Origin of the sequence: Mesorhizobium sp. M0016, from assembly GCF_040324035.1 — a bacterium.
In the GTDB taxonomy this organism is placed as follows: domain Bacteria; phylum Pseudomonadota; class Alphaproteobacteria; order Rhizobiales; family Rhizobiaceae; genus Mesorhizobium.
Genome location: NZ_JAMYVM010000024.1, coordinates 1 through 14821 on the forward strand (window position 1 = coordinate 1; position 14821 = coordinate 14821).

Consider the following 14821-nt stretch of genomic DNA (forward strand, 5'->3'; position numbering starts at 1 on the left):
CCCGGGGGGTTGTCGCCCTTGTGGGGGGCGGTGCGGGGCGTTGGGCGGGGGCTCACCCGCCCCCGCTCTTGGGGGGGGGGGCGTTCCTGGCCCCCCCCGGCGCCTGGGGTTTGGGGGGGGGGGGGCGGTGCAGCCTCGCCGACCCCACCCCGTCTCGCAGTCTCCGCTTCGCTTCGACTACTCGCCGACCCTCCCCTCGAGGGGGAGGGTAAGGCGCCGCGCTCTAAATCGCCGCCGTAACGATAATCTCGACGGTGTATTCCGGCCCTGCAAGCTTGGCCTCACCCGTGGCGCGGGCGGGCGTGTTGCCTTGCGGGACCCACTTGTCCCATTCCTTGTTCATCTCGGCGAAGGTGCCCATATCGGCCAGCCAGATGATCGCCTGCAGGATCTTGGTCTTGTCGGTGCCGGCCTTGGCCAGCAGTTCGTCGATAGATGCGAGGATCGACCTCGTCTGTTCGCCAACGCTGGCGCCGGGCGTTCCGACCTGGCCGGCGAGATAGACGGTGTTGCCGTGGATGACGATCTGGCTCATGCGCGGGCCAACATCGATGCGACGAATGCTCATGGGATGGTTCCTTCGTTTGTCGGTGCGCCTGTTTAGAGTCGCTGCCGGCTTCGGGCAAGGCCAACAGCGCGAAACCTCTTGAGCCTGGGTTGGATCTTAGACCGCAAATGTCTATCTGCGCCGAGGTATTTCTTTCCGGCGCGGATTGCCGACCTCGTGTGAGAGTGGCAAGACTTCGCGCCAAACCAGGTTGAGAGGATGAGAGCCATGGAATATCGAGAAATCAGCGAGGACTATTCGGTCTCGGGCCAGATCCAGCCCGAAGATGCCGCCGCCATCAAGGAAGCAGGTTTCAAGAGCGTGATCTGCAACCGGCCGGATGACGAGCAGCCCGACCAGCCTTCGGCCGACAGCGTCAAGGCGGCGGTCGAAGCCGCGGGGCTGGCCTTCCGCTACATCCCGGTAATCAGCGGCCAGATCACAGCCGAGAATGTCGAAGATCAGGCCGAAGCGCTCGACGCGCTCGAAGGCCCGGTATTTGCTTATTGCCGCTCCGGCGCGCGCTGCACCAATCTCTACGGGCTGATTCAGCAGTCCAAGGGGTGAGCATCCTGAGGCGCTGGCGATCCCTCACACCCCCCTCTGTCCTGCCGGACATCTCCCCCGGGGGGAGATCGGATGTCGCCTTCGCTCTTCGCCAATCGCCGACGTTGCAGGATGAGCGCTGGACAAAGCTGCTGATCTCCTCTTTGCGGGGGAGATGGCCGGCAGGCCAGAGAGGGGTGCTGTCCCGCCGACGTATCAACTGAAACTCTCTCAAACTAGATCGGCAGCGCGCCGGTCTCCTTCAGCGTCTCCAACACGATCGCCGTCTTCACATGCTGCACGGATTCGTGCGGCAGGAGCACACCGTTGACGAATTCCGACAATGATTTCAGATCGGGCGTCACCACCTTCAAGATATAATCCATCTCGCCGGTCAGCGCGTGCGCCTCCTGCACCTCCGGCAGCCGCGCCAGCAGCTCGCCGAAGCGCCTGGCATTGTCGCGGTTATGGGTGGCGAGCGTCACCGAGATGACGTTGACCAGCGAGAAGCCGAGCTTGTCGCGGTCGAGCACGGCGCGATAGCCCTTGATGTAGCCGTCTTCCTCCAGCCGCTGGCGGCGGCGTGAGCATTGCGATGCCGACAGGTTCACGCGCTCCGAGAGATCGTTGTTGGTGAGCCGCGCGTCGCCCTGCAAGAGAGCCATTATCTTGCGGTCAAATTGATCGATGCGCGCTTCATTCATCGATTCATCTCCAATCATGCATGAATTACGCACAAGATGATCATTTCAAGCGTTTGAATGCAAGCACCGTGCGGTCACTTCGCACTATCATGCGTCATCTCGTGGTCCGATGCGGCCACCATCCGTTTGGAGGAATGCCATGGGTCCCTTCCCGCACGACGCCCCGCCCGCAAAGATCAGCAAGGAAAACCCCGCCGGCACCGACGGTTTCGAGTTCGTCGAGTTCGCGCATGCGGAGCCGCAGAAGCTAGCAGAACTGTTCACCCGCATGGGCTATGTGGCGGTGGCCAAGCACCGCACGAAGGACATCACCGTCTGGCGCCAGGGCGATATCAACTATGTCGTCAATGCCGAACCGGGCTCGCATGCGATGAAGTTCGTCGACAAACACGGCCCTTGCGCCGCCTCGATGGCCTGGCGTGTTGTCGATGCCAAGCACGCATTCGAGCATGCGGTATCGAAAGGCGCCACGCCCTACGACGGCAACGACAAGGCGCTCGACGTGCCGGCCATTGTCGGCATTGGCGGCTCGCTGCTCTATTTCATCGAAGCCTATGGCAAGAAGGGCTCGGCCTATGATGCCGAGTTCGAGTGGCTGGGCGAACGCGACCCGCGGCCGCAAGGCGTCGGCTTCTATTTCCTCGACCACCTCACCCACAATGTCTATCGCGGCCAGATGGACAAATGGTGGGACTTTTATCGCGAGCTGTTCGGCTTCAAGCAGATCCATTTCTTCGACATCGACGGCAAGATCACCGGCCTCGTCAGCCGCGCCATCACCTCGCCCTGCGGCAAGATCCGTATCCCGCTGAACGAGTCCAAGGACGACACCAGCCAGATCGCCGAGTATCTGAAGAAGTACAATGGCGAAGGCATCCAGCATATCGCTGTCGGCACCGACGACATCTACGCCGCCACCGACAAGCTTGCCGACAACGGGCTGAAGTTCATGCCCGGTCCGCCGGAGACCTACTACGACATGTCGTACAACAGGGTGAACGGGCATGACGAGCCGATCGAGCGGATGAAGAAGCACGGCATCCTGATCGACGGCGAAGGCGTGGTCGACGGCGGCATGACCAAGATCCTGCTGCAGATATTCTCCAAAACCGTGATCGGCCCGATCTTCTTCGAATTCATCCAGAGGAAGGGCGACGAAGGTTTTGGCGAAGGCAATTTCCGCGCGCTGTTCGAGTCGATCGAGCAGGACCAGATCAAGCGCGGCGTGATCAAGGTCGATGGCAAGGCGGCGTGAACCGTGAACGTCTCCATAACCGAAGCAAAGGCCAAACTAACGGAACTCGTCGGCCGCGCGGAGGCCGGCGAGGAGATAGTCATCACTCATCACGGCAAGATCGCGGCGCGGCTCGTGCCACCAGTTCGAGAAGACTTGTTGTCGCGCATAGGTGCCCTGAAGGGCAAGATTTGGATTTCTGACGATTTCGACAAACTCGGCCCTGAATGGAACGAGTACACCAGATAAAGGTCAGAGGCCCAGCCGCACGACCTCTTCCCTCCTCACCTTCAAATCATAATCGAGCAAGAACTCGTCCAGTTGCGGCGGCGCGACTGACGTGCCGGAGAGCATCGCGTGCACCTGGCCGCGATGGTGGATGTCGTGCAGGAAGACATGGGCGAGAATGTCGCCGATTTTTTCGGGGATCATGCCATCCTCGCGCCGGTCGGTGATGACCTGACGGTCGAGATCCGCCTCCGACAGCTTCTCGCAAAAGGCGATCAGGCGTCGATCTGCTGCGACCTGGGCGGCAAACAGCGCCTGCGGCACATCGAACGGCACGTAGTCGTCATAGGCGGCCGCACCGACGCCGCCTTCTTCGAGAAAATCGAGATAGAGATGATCGACCGCAAGGATGTGGTTGAGCGTTGCCTTGATCGACGGGAAGAAGCTGGTGCGTTCGGCTTCGAATTCGCCGGGCTTCAGCGCAAGCACAGCGCGGTAGAGCCGGTCATTCGACCAGAGATTGTTGCCGGCCATGCGGCTGAAGTGGGTGAGAATATCCATGTTATGCGCTTGGCCAACCGACCAAGTCCACCAACTTCAGAATGACGAGTATGGCAGCTATCCCCAGAAGACGAGCGTTCATACCGCGGCGCAGTTCTTGCGTTCCTGCATCGCTTGCGACTTCCCGGTTCAAAGCGACGTACACAAGCCTCGGCAGGCGCGCCTCGCTGCTGAAATTACGCAGCCTTTCAGACCGATCCTCGACCTGCCGGCAGAGCCGAATTGCGGAAATCAAAAGCCAGCCGGTTGCGACGCTGCAAAGCCCAAGAAACCAAAGATAAGAAGCGGTATAGGCCATCTGCCATTCACGCTCCCGTCGATCGCATCAGATACAAGCCTGCCGCCATCACCGCGAAGCCGGCGACAACGATCAGCAAAAGGCGGTTCATGCGCCGCCGCATCGCCTGCGTCTCCTCGTCCCGCGCCACATTGGTGTTGGTGATGGTGTGGAACATCATCGCCTTGCGCGGGTAGCCACTGCGGTTGGTCAGATCGGGCGAGCGCGCCTCGATGCGGTAGCTCAGCCGGATCGCCTGGATGAAGACCACCAGAATGGCCAGCGCCCAGACGCCGGCCAGCAGGTAGAACGCCTCTCCCGTCACTATTGCCCCCTCTTATGCCTGGGACTTCTCGACCTTCTGCTCGATGGCGCCGAAGATCGAGTTTCCGCTTTTATTCTTCATCTCGATACGCACCGTATCGCCAAAGCGCAGGAACGGCGTCTTGGGCTCGCCAGACTCAATGGTCTCGATCATGCGCAGTTCAGCGATGCAGGAATAGCCGGCGCCGCCGGCCGCCACCGGTTTGCCCGGCCCGCCATCCAGCTTGTTGGAGACGGTGCCGGAACCGATGATGGTGCCGGCAACCAGCGGCCGTGTCTTTGCGGCATGGGCAATCAGCGCCGGGAAGTCGAAGGTCATGTCGACGCCGGCATTGGCACGGCCGAACGGCTTGCCGTTGACGTCGGCGAGCAGAGGCAGGTTGACCTTGCCGCCATCCCAGGCGTCGCCGAGTTCGTCCGGCGTCACCGCCACCGGCGAAAAAGCCGAGGACGGCTTCGACTGGAAGAAGCCAAACCCCTTGGCGAGCTCGGGTCCGGTGAGCGCGCGCAGCGTCACATCATTGACCAGCATGACCAGCCGGATGGCGGCGCGCGCCTGGTCGAGGCTGGCGCCCATCGGCACATCGTCGACGATGACGGAGACTTCCGCCTCCATGTCGATGCCGAAGGCTTCGTCCGCCGTGCGGATCGGCTCGCGCGGCGCGATGAAGGAATCCGAGCCACCCTGGTAGATCAGCGGATCGGTCCAGAAGCTTGCCGGCATCTCGGCGCCGCGGGCTTTGCGCACCAGCTCGACGTGGTTCACATAGGCAGAACCATCGGCCCATTGATAGGCGCGCGGCAGCGGCGAATGGGCGTCATGCTCATGGAAGCGTGCCGACGGCACCGCATTGTTCTCCAGCGATTCGGCGATCGTCGCCAGGTGCGGCGAAATCCGCTGCCAGTCGTCGAGTGCCGCCTGCAGCGTGCGCGCCAGGAACGAGGCGTCGGTGAAGCGCGTCAGGTCGCGCGAGACGACGACAAGCTTTCCGTCGCGCGTCCCGTCCCTCAATGTGGCAAGCTTCATGCGGTTTCCTCTCCTGATGCGGCTTTGGCGCCGTCTAAGTTCACAACAAGGCCGTCGCGGGCAATCGTCAAGTCACCCGCCCACGATTTCCTGACGGCCGCCTCCCAGTCGGCCTCGCCGATCGCGGCATCATCGGCCGGAATGAGGTGGTTGAGCACCAGCCTCTTCACCCCGGCATCGCTGGCGATGCGACCTGCCTGCTCGGCAAATGAGTGGCTGGCAAGCAGATGCTCTTTCAGCCGCGCGCCATTGCCGGTCCTGGCGACCAGCCGCTCGATGCCTTCTTCCAGCATGGCCTCATGGACGAGAATGTCGGCATTTCGGGCAAAGCCTGCGAGCGGCGGAAAGAAGGCTGTGTCGGCCGAGAAGACGATGCTTTTGCCAGCGTGGTCGAAACTCAGTGCGAAACAGTCCGTGACCGGCGGATGGTCGACGCGCAGTGCCGAGACCTTCAGGCCGCGCTGCGCAAAAATCTCGCCCTCGCCGAATTCCACGATCGAAGCCATTTCGCGAATGTCCGGCCTGCCCTCATCGACGATGCGAATTTCAATGTCGAACTCCATCGCCTGGCAGAAGCGGCGCCAGTATTGGCCGGTGCCGGGTGGTCCGAACAGCGTCACCGGGCTGGCGAGGCCGGCGGTCCAGGCGGTGTGGAGCAACGGACCCAGTTCCAGCACATGGTCGGAATGCAGGTGGGTGACGAAGACCAGGTCGAGCGCCTTCAGGCTGACGGCGGAATCGACCAGACCGCGCGTGACGCCGAGCCCGCAATCGACGACGATGGTTCGCCCGCCAAGCTCCAGCAGCGACGAACTCGGCCACGGCCCGCCCGGCCGCAGCGCCGGGCCGCCCTTGGAGCCGAGAAGCACCAGCCGGTCGTTCATTGGGCTGATCTCAAGACCAGTCGCCCTCCGGCGTGCCGTTGAAACGCTTCTTCAGATCGGTCCAGCAATCGATGTAATTGTCCTGCCTCGTTTCAAGCTCGGCGCCGTAGCGGGTGAGCATTTGCGGGAATCGGGTCTCGAACATGAAGGCCATGGTGTTGTCGAGCTTGACCGGTTTCAGCTCCGAGCGCGAGGCCTTTTCGAAGCCAGGCGCGTCTGGGCCGTGGGCCAGCATCAGATTGTGCAGGCTGATGCCGCCCGGGAGAAAACCTTCCTCCTTGGCGTCATACTGGCCGTGGATCAGGCCCATGAACTCGCTCATGATGTTTCGGTGGTACCAGGGCGGGCGGAACGTATCCTCCGCCACCAGCCAGCGCGGCGGGAAGATGACGAAGTCGATGTTGGCGGTGCCCTCCTCGCCGCTCGGCGCCGTCAGCACGGTGAAGATCGACGGATCGGGATGGTCGAACAGGATGGCGCCAACCGGAGAAAACGTCGCCAGATCATATTTGTAGGGGGCGTAGTTGCCGTGCCAGGCGACGACATCGAGCGGCGAATGGCCGATCTCGGTGACATGGAAATTGCCGCACCATTTCACCGTCAGCCGGCACGGCGTTTCCTTCTCCTCGAACCAGGCGCTGGGCGTCTTGAAGTCGCGTGGGTTGGCCAGGCAGTTGGCGCCAATCGGGCCGCGGTCGGGCAGCGTCAGCTTGGCGCCGTAATTCTCGCAGACATAGCCGCGCACTTCCTTGTCGGCGAGCTCGACCTTGAACACCAGACCGCGCGGCAGCACGGCGATCTCGCCGGGCCGAAGCTCGATGACGCCCATCTCGGTGAAAAAGCGCAAGGCACCGACCTGGGGGACAATCAGCAACTCGCCGTCGGCGTTGAAGAAATGGTCGTCGACCATCGAGCGGTTGGCGACATAGACATGCGCCGCCATGCCGCTTTGGCCCAGCACGTCGCCGGCGGTGGTGATGGTGCGCATCCCTTGAATGAAATCGGTCGGCTCCTTCGGCATCGGCACCGGGTTCCAGCGGTACTGGCCGAGCGCCAGCTCGTGGTCGCCGACATTGGGAGCGGTCTTCCACAGGGGATAGCTCGCCGCCTTGAAGCGGCCGGTGTGTTTTACGCTCGGCCGGATGCGGTAGAGCCAGGAGCGCTCATTGGTGCCGCGCGGGGCGGTGAAGGGCGAGCCCGAGAGCTGCTCGGCATAAAGTCCGTAAGCCGGCCGCTGCGGGGAATTGCGCCCTTGCGGCAGCGAGCCGGGCAGCGTTTCGGTCTCAAAATCATTGCCGAAGCCCGGCATGTAGGAAAATTCCATCCGATCCTCCCTGATCCCGACCGCCGCGAAGCGCGGCCTGCCGGCGATGTTGACCAAACTGGTTTCATTTGTAACCATCGAAAATGTAACTATCAACGGCTGATGCCGCATCCACGGTGCGCATATGGAAACCCTCGAACTCGAAAATTTCCTGCCCTACCGGCTTTACCGGCTGGCCGACGCTGTCAGCCGAGAATTTTCAAAAATCTACCGCGACCGTCACGGTCTGACGCGGCCGGAATGGCGCACACTCTCTGGGCTCGGACAGCGCGGCACGATGACCGCGACGGCGCTCGGCGAGCAGTCGGCCATGCACAAGACCAAGGTTTCGCGGGCGGTGGCGGAGCTTGAGCGGCGGCGCTGGCTGACGCGCACGCCGGACGAGAATGATCGGCGTGTGGAGCATTTGGCGCTGACCAAGGCGGGACTGGCCGCCTATCGCGAGATGGTGCCGCTGGCGAAAGCCTTTGAACGGCAGTTGCTGGCGAGGCTTGGTACGGAAGAGCGGGCGGCGATTGTGAATGGGGTGGCGGCGCTGGAGGCAAAACTCACCTTGGGTTGAGATCTTCCCATAAGTTCGACCGTCGCTGAAATCAGATCGCGAATGCGGCAGGCAACGCCCCTAGACCGTAATAGGCGCGTTCGGCTTCAATGAAGCCTCTGACACGGCTTCGAAATGCCACCGGATCATCAATGTAGGCTAGAAGCGCCTGCGCTTGCGAAGCCGCGTGTCTTTGAGCGCTTTCAAACAGTCGCCTTGCCGTTTCAAAACCACCGGCCAAACCAGCCGCCACCCCGGCGTGGAAGGCCGCCCACTCGCCGTAGGCGCCCGGCTGCAATTCACTCACGAGGATTTTCGCTGTCGCCTGGACGGAAGGGAACATCGATCGGTGAACCTGATCGATTTCGACGACCTTCTTGGCCATTTGATCAACCGCGAGAAGAAACTGTGGCGGGCTCTCGAACGGAACGAACTGTCCAATGCGCTCAACGCGATCGAAGGTAATCGCTTCCGGAAGCGAACCCCAGAGCCAGTGGACTGCTACGTTAAGGTAAGTGCCCTTGGACCAGGAACTGGGCTGGAACTCGACTACACTTAGCCAGAAGCCGCGATCGGCGATCCAGATTCGGGACTGCCCTTTGCGTCGAAATCCGGCCGGCTTCAGTACGAGCTTTGCCTGCGAGGCAATGATACGACCGTGCTCATTGTCCGCCATCTTGCACCCACACGTGCCTCACCAATCCATCACCACCTTGCCCGAACTGCCGCTCCGCATCGCGTCAAACCCCGTCTGGAAATCGTCGATCCCAATGCGGTGCGTAATCAGACCCGACACATCCAGCGGCCCCTGCACCAGGGCGATCATCTTGTACCAAGTCTCGAACATTTCGCGGCCGTAGATGCCCTTCAAGTGCAGCATCTTGAAGATGACCTTGTTCCAGTCGATTTCGAAGCCGGTCGGCGCGATGCCCAGAATGGCGATCTTGCCGCCATTGTTCATGGTGTCGATCATGTCGCGAAAGGCGGGCGCGGCGCCCGACATTTCGAGGCCGACGTCAAAACCCTCGGTCATGCCCAGCGCCGGCATAACGTCGCGCAGTTTTTCCTTCGAGGCATCGACGACATGCTGGACGCCGAGCTTTTTGGCCAGCGCCAGCCGCACCGGGTTGATGTCGGTGATGACGACTTTTCGCGCCCCCACACATTGGGCAACGAGCGCGCCCATGATGCCGATCGGCCCGGCGCCGGTGACCAGAACGTCTTCACCGACCAGGTCGAAGGACAGAGCGGTGTGGACGGCATTGCCCAGGGGATCGAAGATCGCGGCGATCTCGTCGGGCACATCGTCGGGGATCGGCACGACATTGTGCTGCGGGATCGCCAGATATTCGCCGAAGGCGCCGGGGCGGTTGACGCCGACGCCGAGCGTGTTACGGCAGAGATGCCCCCTGCCGGCGCGGCAATTGCGGCAATGGCCGCAGACGATGTGACCTTCGCCGGAGACACGCTGGCCGACCTTGTATTCGGTGACCGCAGCGCCGAAATCGGCCACCGTGCCGACGAATTCATGGCCGGTCACCATCGGCACCGGCACGGTCTTCTGCGCCCACTGGTCCCAATTGTAGATGTGGACGTCGGTGCCGCAGATCGCCGTCTTCTTGACCTTGATCAGCACGTCGTTGGGGCCGATCTCCGGCACCGGTGCCTCTTCCATCCAGATGCCCGGTTCGGCCTTGGCCTTCACCAGCGCCTTCATCATGTTCGACATGCTACAACTCCTTACCCTCCCCCTTGTGGGGAGGGTGGCCCGAAGGGCCGGGTGGGGGTCAAAAACTGGCGGAGGTCGTGACCCTGCAGACCCCCACCCCGCCTCCCGCCCGCTTGCTTCGCAAGCGGTCGGAAGTCGACCCTCCCCACAAAGGGGGAGGGTAAAACTCTCAGCCAATCACGCCCAGTTCCTTGCCGACCGCCGCGAACGCTGCCACGGCGCGGTCGATGTCGGCGCTGGAATGCGCCGCCGACATCTGCGTGCGGATGCGCGCCTGGCCTTTCGGCACCACCGGGAAGGAAAAGCCGATGACATAAATGCCGCGCTTCAGCATGCGCGCCGCCATTTCCTGCGCCAGGCTGGCATCGCCCAGCATCACCGGAATGATCGGATGATCGGCGCCGGCCAGCGTGAAGCCGAGCTTGCCCATTTCGGAGCGAAAGCGCGCCGCATTGGCATAGAGGCGTTCGCGCAGGGCGTCGCCATTGCGGATCAGCTCGAACACCTTGATGGAAGCGCCGGCAATCGCCGGCATCAGCGTGTTGGAGAAGAGATAAGGCCGCGAACGCTGGCGCAGCCAGTCGACGACCTGGCTTTTGCCGGAGGTGTAGCCGCCGGAGGCGCCGCCGAGCGCCTTGCCGAGCGTGCCGGTGATGATATCCACCCTGCCCTCGACGCCGCAATGCTCGGCCGAGCCGCGGCCGTTCTTGCCGACGAAGCCGACGGCATGGCTGTCGTCGACCATCACCATGGCGCCGTACTTTTCCGCGAGGTCGCAGACGCCTTTCAGATTGGCGATGATGCCGTCCATGGAGAACACGCCGTCGGTGGCGATCAGGCGGAAGCGGCAGTCTTTCGCCTCCTTCAGCCGCGCTTCGAGGTCGGCCATGTCGTTGTTGGCATAGCGGAAGCGCTTGGCCTTCGACAGCCGCACGCCGTCGATGATCGAGGCATGGTTCAGCGCATCGGAGATGATCGCATCCTCCTCGCCGAGCAGCGTTTCGAACAGGCCGCCATTGGCGTCGAAGCAGGAGCCGTAAAGGATGGTGTCGTCCAGGCCGAGGAAGGATGAAATCGTTGATTCAAGCTGCTTGTGCTCTTCCTGCGTGCCGCAGATGAAGCGCACCGAGGCCATGCCGTAACCGTAGCGGTCGAGCGCGCCTTTGGCCGCGGTGCGCAACTCGGCGCTGTCGGCGAGGCCGAGATAGTTGTTGGCGCAGAAGTTCAGCACCTTGTCGCCGCCGACTTCGATCTCAGCCGACTGGGTCGAGGTGATCACCCGCTCGGATTTGTAGAGCCCGGCGGATTTCAGCCCTTGCAGTTCGTTGTCGATATGGGAGAGGAATGCCGCGCTCATGATCAGGTCCTGTTGAGATTGGCGCGACTGTCGCGCTACGCGCACTAAAAATCCACCGCAAAAGCGACCGCTTCGGTGGCGCGGCTGCCTCAACCCTGGCGCGATCCGATCGCATGGCCAGCATGCTGGAGTAGCAGGCACGCGAATACGGCCATGCCGCGAAATAACATGATAACCATCTCGGCAGCTTTCGTTTACTGCGGAAGCAGCAGTTCCGCCGGCTTCCAGACCTGTTAACCCTTTCAAGGCAATGGTGTTCTTGCCACGAATCGGTGGCAGAAATCCGTCGACCGAGGGGTCACCTAGAATATGTCGCAGCAGCCGGCGCAAACCGTCTCGGGCAAACTCATCCTGCTGATCAAGAGCGGCTACTGGCTGGCGCTGCTGATCATCGCCGCCATGGTGATGGCCTCCTTCATCCTGCTGCAGCAGATGATGGCGGCGCAACAGCACAACCATACTCTGCTCGACATCGTCAGCACCCAGAAGGCGCTGTCGCAGCGCATTGTCTTTTTGACCAGCGCAACCGGCTCCGCCGCGCGTGACAAGCAGCCGGCCCTGGTTGCCGCGCTGAAACAGGCGACCGCCGAGTTCGAGACGAACTACGACCTGCTGCTCAAACAGACGGGAGCCGACCCACTGTCGCCAGCATTGTCCGATCCAAAGTCGATCGAGAGCGTGCTCTACGGCAAGCCGTTCCACCTCGACTATTTCTCGGTCGGGCTGGTCGCCAATGGCGAAAGGCTGATCTCGTCCTTCGAATCCCAGCTCTCCGGCAATGCCGCCTACAAGGGCGGCGGCGAGCGCGTCAATCTCGATGCTTCCGTCGCCAATGCGACGCTGTCGGGTTATGCCGCGCTCGGCCAACGCATCGCCGCATTCGCCGACGAGCGGTCGGAAAAGCTCCTCGATCTCCACCGCACCTTGTTCTACGCCACCATCGGCGTCATCGTGCTGGTGGCGCTTTTCATCTTCCGGCCGATGTCGAAGGCGATCCTGCGCAAGACCCATGAGCTTGTCGATGCCCGCAACTCGATGGCCTTCATCGCCGTACATGACGGGCTGACCGGCCTGCACAACCGCACCTTCCTGACCGACCACTTCGAAACGCTGATCAAGGGCGCGCATCGCCGGCGTGAGAGGCTGGCGGTCATCCAGCTCGACCTCGACCGGTTCAAGCAGATCAACGACACACTCGGCCACGCCGCCGGCGACTATGTGCTGGTCGTCACCGCGCAGCGCATGCGCGATTCCTGCCGTGCGTCGGATCTGTGCGCGCGCCTTGGCGGCGACGAATTCGTGATGATCCTCAATGGCGCCGGCGGCCCCGAGGACATCAACATGCTGGCCCGTCGCATCCTGGAGGAGATCAACGAGCCGATTACCTTCCAGGGCACGACCATCCTTCCAGGGGCCAGCGCCGGCATTGCCGTCTATCCCATCGACGCCGACAATGCCGAGGATCTGCTCGTCCACGCCGACCTCGCGCTCTATTCCGCCAAAAAGCTCGGCGGCGGCAGCTTCTCGTTCTTCTCGGAGGAACTCAGGCGCGAGCTAGACTACCGCAAGCAGCTCGAGCACGACATCAAGGTCGCGATTTCGGAGAACGCCTTCCAGGTCTATTTCCAGCCGCAGGTGTCGCTGAGCAACGGCGCCATCAGCGGCATCGAGGCGCTGGTGCGCTGGAAGCATGCCGAGCGCGGCATGATTGCGCCGGGCGAGTTCATTCCGGTCGCCGAAAAATGCGGCTTCATGCCCGAGATCGGCCGCATCGTCTTTACCAAGGCGATCGAGCAAGCAGCCGAATGGGATCGCGCCGGCATCGCTTTCGGCCGGCTTGCCGTCAACGTGTCCGGCACCGAGCTGCGCGAACCCGACTTCGACCGCTTCCTGTTCGCAACGCTGGAAAAGGCCGGCCTTGCTCCGCAGAAACTGTCGCTGGAAATCGTCGAATCCGTCATTCTCGACGACGAGAAGACGGGCATCGCGGCGAAGCTGCGCCACATCCGCGCTGCCGGCGTCCATCTTGAGCTCGACGATTTCGGCACCGGCTATGCCTCGCTCAGCCACGTCAATCCCAACGAGATCGACCGGCTGAAGATCGACCGCCGCTTCGTCCAGAACATCAACGAGAATGGCGACAACACCAAGATCGTGCGCGCCATCACCGAGCTGGCGCGCGGTCTCGGCATTTCGATCGTCGCCGAGGGCGCGGAAACCGAAGCCGAGCTCGATTCGCTGATGGCAATCGGCTGCGATCAGGTGCAGGGCTATTCCATCGCCTTCCCGATGCCGCAGGACAAAGCGCGCGAATGGCTGCTGGCGCGCAGCCCGAAGAAAGCCAAGCTGAAGGTGCTTCAGGGCAATTTAGCCTAGACTATTGCCCACCGGTGCCGGTCATTTGGCCGGCGCGACATTCGCCCGCAATGCCGCCAGCACCTCGGCGAACTCCGCCAGCCTGTCGTCCGGCAATCCCGCGCGCAGCCGCTTGTCGAAGATGAGAGCCGCCGCCCGCAGCTTCAGGAACATCGTTTCGCCCGCCTGCGTCAGCTCGACCAGATGAACCCGGCGGTTGTCCGGATCGCGGCGGCGCGTCAGCAAGCCTTGCGCCTCCATGGCGTTGAGATGGTGGGTGAGCGTGGCGCCCTGGATGCCGATCATGCCGGCAAGTTCGCGTTGGTTGGCAAGCTCGCTCGACTTGACCGAAAGCAAGGTCAGCCACACCGGCAGCGTGCCCCCGGCCTCGACCAAAGCGGCGTCAAATGCCTGCGCCACCAGCTTGGAGGTGCGCGCGAGATTCATGCCGATTGGCGGACGGTCAAAGGGAGTCATGCGCCGACAGTAGAACAAGGCGCCGAGCGATGGAACGCGGCATTATACATTGACATCGAACCATTTGATATCTAACTATCATGCGTGTCGATCTGCCGAGTTCGTATTATCCGCGTTCGACAGGGATCCGAGGACGGGCGGCGGCAAGGAGGAAGCGGTCATGCAATATGTCTACATCGTCGTTATCGGCCTTCACGTCATGTCCGGCGTGTTCTGGGCCGGCACCACCATCACGCTTGCCCGCGACCCCGAGATCAGGGCGGAGCGCTTTATCGGACCGCAAATGGGCTCGGCCGGCATGGTGTTCGTGACCGGCGCCCTGCTCTGGTATTTCTTCCACGGCGCCTATTTCGGCTCGATGGAAATGGTGCTGGCGCTGGGCATCCTGGCCGCCTTCGCCGCTGCCGGCGTTCTCAGCGTCGTCGTCCGCAAGACCAGCCGGCAGCTTGCCGGCGCGGACGCCGCAACGGAAGCGGCGCTGCGCACCAAAATGGCCCGCGGCGAGCGCATCGCCGCCTGGCTTCTGGTACTCACCGTGCTTTGCATGGCGACGGCCAGGATGATTTGAGCCCTGCCGCATGTCGCCTCCCGGTTGAAGACCATTCCGCATCGTGCGTCGCCTGGCTCCCGGGCGGTGGCGTACGCGGCGCGCAGTTCGGACGGATGTGCAAGGTGGCTCTCCGCACAGAGGTTTGGCTGCGCGCCA

The 14821-nt window shown here is 62.5% G+C and carries 18 protein-coding genes; 6 read left to right on the forward strand and 12 right to left on the reverse strand.

The window, feature by feature from the left end:
- Positions 1-223: 223 nt before the first annotated feature.
- On the reverse strand, positions 224-568 hold the full coding sequence (locus tag NKJ88_RS26525) for a RidA family protein (protein ID WP_023672906.1): 345 nt from the start codon (positions 566-568) through the stop codon (positions 224-226).
- 207 nt (positions 569-775) lie between these two features.
- Between NKJ88_RS26525 and NKJ88_RS26530 the strand changes: the two genes are divergently transcribed.
- On the forward strand, positions 776-1114 hold the full coding sequence (locus tag NKJ88_RS26530; RefSeq protein WP_023672907.1) for a protein tyrosine phosphatase family protein: 339 nt from the start codon (positions 776-778) through the stop codon (positions 1112-1114).
- A gap of 215 nt (positions 1115-1329) precedes the next feature.
- On the opposite strand, the gene NKJ88_RS26535 is transcribed toward NKJ88_RS26530, so the two are convergent.
- Positions 1330-1797: an Lrp/AsnC family transcriptional regulator gene (locus tag NKJ88_RS26535; protein WP_023734215.1), complete on the reverse strand. Its 468-nt coding sequence runs from the start codon at positions 1795-1797 to the stop codon at positions 1330-1332.
- 139 nt (positions 1798-1936) lie between these two features.
- Between NKJ88_RS26535 and hppD the strand changes: the two genes are divergently transcribed.
- Positions 1937-3052, forward strand: a complete 1116-nt coding sequence (gene hppD, locus NKJ88_RS26540) for a 4-hydroxyphenylpyruvate dioxygenase (protein WP_023694412.1) — start codon at positions 1937-1939, stop codon at positions 3050-3052.
- A gap of 3 nt (positions 3053-3055) precedes the next feature.
- The gene (locus NKJ88_RS26545; RefSeq protein ID WP_023743658.1) at positions 3056-3280 is read left to right on the forward strand and encodes a type II toxin-antitoxin system Phd/YefM family antitoxin; all 225 of its coding nucleotides are present in this window, start codon (positions 3056-3058) and stop codon (positions 3278-3280) included.
- A gap of 3 nt (positions 3281-3283) precedes the next feature.
- Here NKJ88_RS26545 and NKJ88_RS26550 read toward each other — a convergent pair whose 3' ends face one another.
- From NKJ88_RS26550 to hmgA, 6 genes are read right to left on the reverse strand one after another with little or no spacing between them, the layout of a single operon-like run.
- On the reverse strand, positions 3284-3820 hold the full coding sequence (locus NKJ88_RS26550; protein ID WP_023824548.1) for a DinB family protein: 537 nt from the start codon (positions 3818-3820) through the stop codon (positions 3284-3286).
- Between the two features lies 1 nt (position 3821).
- Complete coding sequence (locus tag NKJ88_RS26555; RefSeq protein ID WP_023743660.1) at positions 3822-4118, reverse strand: hypothetical protein; 297 nt, start codon at positions 4116-4118, stop codon at positions 3822-3824.
- A gap of 7 nt (positions 4119-4125) precedes the next feature.
- Positions 4126-4422 (reverse strand): hypothetical protein, encoded by a 297-nt coding sequence (locus NKJ88_RS26560; RefSeq protein ID WP_023743661.1) that lies wholly within the window; start codon positions 4420-4422, stop codon positions 4126-4128.
- A 12-nt stretch (positions 4423-4434) separates the two neighbouring features.
- Positions 4435-5448, reverse strand: coding sequence for a fumarylacetoacetate hydrolase family protein (locus NKJ88_RS26565; RefSeq protein WP_023672913.1), 1014 nt, complete (start codon positions 5446-5448; stop codon positions 4435-4437).
- Positions 5445-6332: an MBL fold metallo-hydrolase gene (locus NKJ88_RS26570; protein WP_352446170.1), complete on the reverse strand. Its 888-nt coding sequence runs from the start codon at positions 6330-6332 to the stop codon at positions 5445-5447. Before NKJ88_RS26570 ends, NKJ88_RS26565 begins: the two co-directional genes overlap by 4 nt.
- Positions 6333-6342: 10 nt before the next feature.
- Positions 6343-7656, reverse strand: coding sequence for a homogentisate 1,2-dioxygenase (gene hmgA / locus NKJ88_RS26575; protein WP_023824546.1), 1314 nt, complete (start codon positions 7654-7656; stop codon positions 6343-6345).
- 124 nt (positions 7657-7780) lie between these two features.
- Between hmgA and NKJ88_RS26580 the strand changes: the two genes are divergently transcribed.
- Complete coding sequence (locus tag NKJ88_RS26580; protein ID WP_023724852.1) at positions 7781-8218, forward strand: MarR family winged helix-turn-helix transcriptional regulator; 438 nt, start codon at positions 7781-7783, stop codon at positions 8216-8218.
- A gap of 31 nt (positions 8219-8249) precedes the next feature.
- On the opposite strand, the gene NKJ88_RS26585 is transcribed toward NKJ88_RS26580, so the two are convergent.
- The 3 genes from NKJ88_RS26585 to NKJ88_RS26595 form a co-directional block, all read right to left on the reverse strand.
- Entirely contained in the window at positions 8250-8873 is a 624-nt protein-coding gene (locus NKJ88_RS26585) for a DUF4304 domain-containing protein (protein WP_023824545.1), read from the reverse strand.
- Positions 8874-8891: 18 nt separating this feature from the next.
- Positions 8892-9926 carry an L-threonine 3-dehydrogenase gene (tdh, locus tag NKJ88_RS26590; protein ID WP_023715233.1) on the reverse strand — a complete coding sequence of 345 codons (1035 nt, stop codon included), beginning with the start codon at positions 9924-9926 and terminating at the stop codon, positions 8892-8894.
- A 169-nt stretch (positions 9927-10095) separates the two neighbouring features.
- Positions 10096-11283 carry a glycine C-acetyltransferase gene (locus NKJ88_RS26595; protein ID WP_023715232.1) on the reverse strand — a complete coding sequence of 396 codons (1188 nt, stop codon included), beginning with the start codon at positions 11281-11283 and terminating at the stop codon, positions 10096-10098.
- 309 nt (positions 11284-11592) lie between these two features.
- On the opposite strand from NKJ88_RS26595, the gene NKJ88_RS26600 reads away from it, so the two are divergent.
- On the forward strand, positions 11593-13659 hold the full coding sequence (locus NKJ88_RS26600) for a putative bifunctional diguanylate cyclase/phosphodiesterase (RefSeq protein WP_023672920.1): 2067 nt from the start codon (positions 11593-11595) through the stop codon (positions 13657-13659).
- Between the two features lie 21 nt (positions 13660-13680).
- Here NKJ88_RS26600 and NKJ88_RS26605 read toward each other — a convergent pair whose 3' ends face one another.
- Entirely contained in the window at positions 13681-14085 is a 405-nt protein-coding gene (locus NKJ88_RS26605; RefSeq protein WP_023672921.1) for a MarR family winged helix-turn-helix transcriptional regulator, read from the reverse strand.
- 190 nt (positions 14086-14275) lie between these two features.
- On the opposite strand from NKJ88_RS26605, the gene NKJ88_RS26610 reads away from it, so the two are divergent.
- A complete protein-coding gene (locus NKJ88_RS26610; RefSeq protein WP_023824543.1) occupies positions 14276-14683 on the forward strand; it encodes a hypothetical protein in 408 nt (135 codons plus the stop codon).
- Positions 14684-14821 lie beyond the last annotated feature (138 nt).

Coding starts and splice junctions, on each gene's coding strand:
- NKJ88_RS26565 (WP_023672913.1), bottom strand. CDS start 5,448: ATGAAGCTTGCCACATTGAGGGACGGGACGCGCGACGGAAAGCTTGTC.
- NKJ88_RS26555 (WP_023743660.1), bottom strand. CDS start 4,118: ATGGCCTATACCGCTTCTTATCTTTGGTTTCTTGGGCTTTGCAGCGTC.
- NKJ88_RS26595 (WP_023715232.1), bottom strand. CDS start 11,283: ATGAGCGCGGCATTCCTCTCCCATATCGACAACGAACTGCAAGGGCTG.
- NKJ88_RS26605 (WP_023672921.1), bottom strand. CDS start 14,085: ATGAATCTCGCGCGCACCTCCAAGCTGGTGGCGCAGGCATTTGACGCC.
- NKJ88_RS26535 (WP_023734215.1), bottom strand. CDS start 1,797: ATGAATGAAGCGCGCATCGATCAATTTGACCGCAAGATAATGGCTCTC.
- NKJ88_RS26530 (WP_023672907.1), top strand. CDS start 776: ATGGAATATCGAGAAATCAGCGAGGACTATTCGGTCTCGGGCCAGATC.
- NKJ88_RS26580 (WP_023724852.1), top strand. CDS start 7,781: ATGGAAACCCTCGAACTCGAAAATTTCCTGCCCTACCGGCTTTACCGG.
- NKJ88_RS26600 (WP_023672920.1), top strand. CDS start 11,593: ATGTCGCAGCAGCCGGCGCAAACCGTCTCGGGCAAACTCATCCTGCTG.
- NKJ88_RS26525 (WP_023672906.1), bottom strand. CDS start 568: ATGAGCATTCGTCGCATCGATGTTGGCCCGCGCATGAGCCAGATCGTC.
- NKJ88_RS26550 (WP_023824548.1), bottom strand. CDS start 3,820: ATGGATATTCTCACCCACTTCAGCCGCATGGCCGGCAACAATCTCTGG.
- NKJ88_RS26585 (WP_023824545.1), bottom strand. CDS start 8,873: ATGGCGGACAATGAGCACGGTCGTATCATTGCCTCGCAGGCAAAGCTC.
- hppD (WP_023694412.1), top strand. CDS start 1,937: ATGGGTCCCTTCCCGCACGACGCCCCGCCCGCAAAGATCAGCAAGGAA.
- hmgA (WP_023824546.1), bottom strand. CDS start 7,656: ATGGAATTTTCCTACATGCCGGGCTTCGGCAATGATTTTGAGACCGAA.
- NKJ88_RS26610 (WP_023824543.1), top strand. CDS start 14,276: ATGCAATATGTCTACATCGTCGTTATCGGCCTTCACGTCATGTCCGGC.
- NKJ88_RS26570 (WP_352446170.1), bottom strand. CDS start 6,332: ATGAACGACCGGCTGGTGCTTCTCGGCTCCAAGGGCGGCCCGGCGCTG.
- tdh (WP_023715233.1), bottom strand. CDS start 9,926: ATGTCGAACATGATGAAGGCGCTGGTGAAGGCCAAGGCCGAACCGGGC.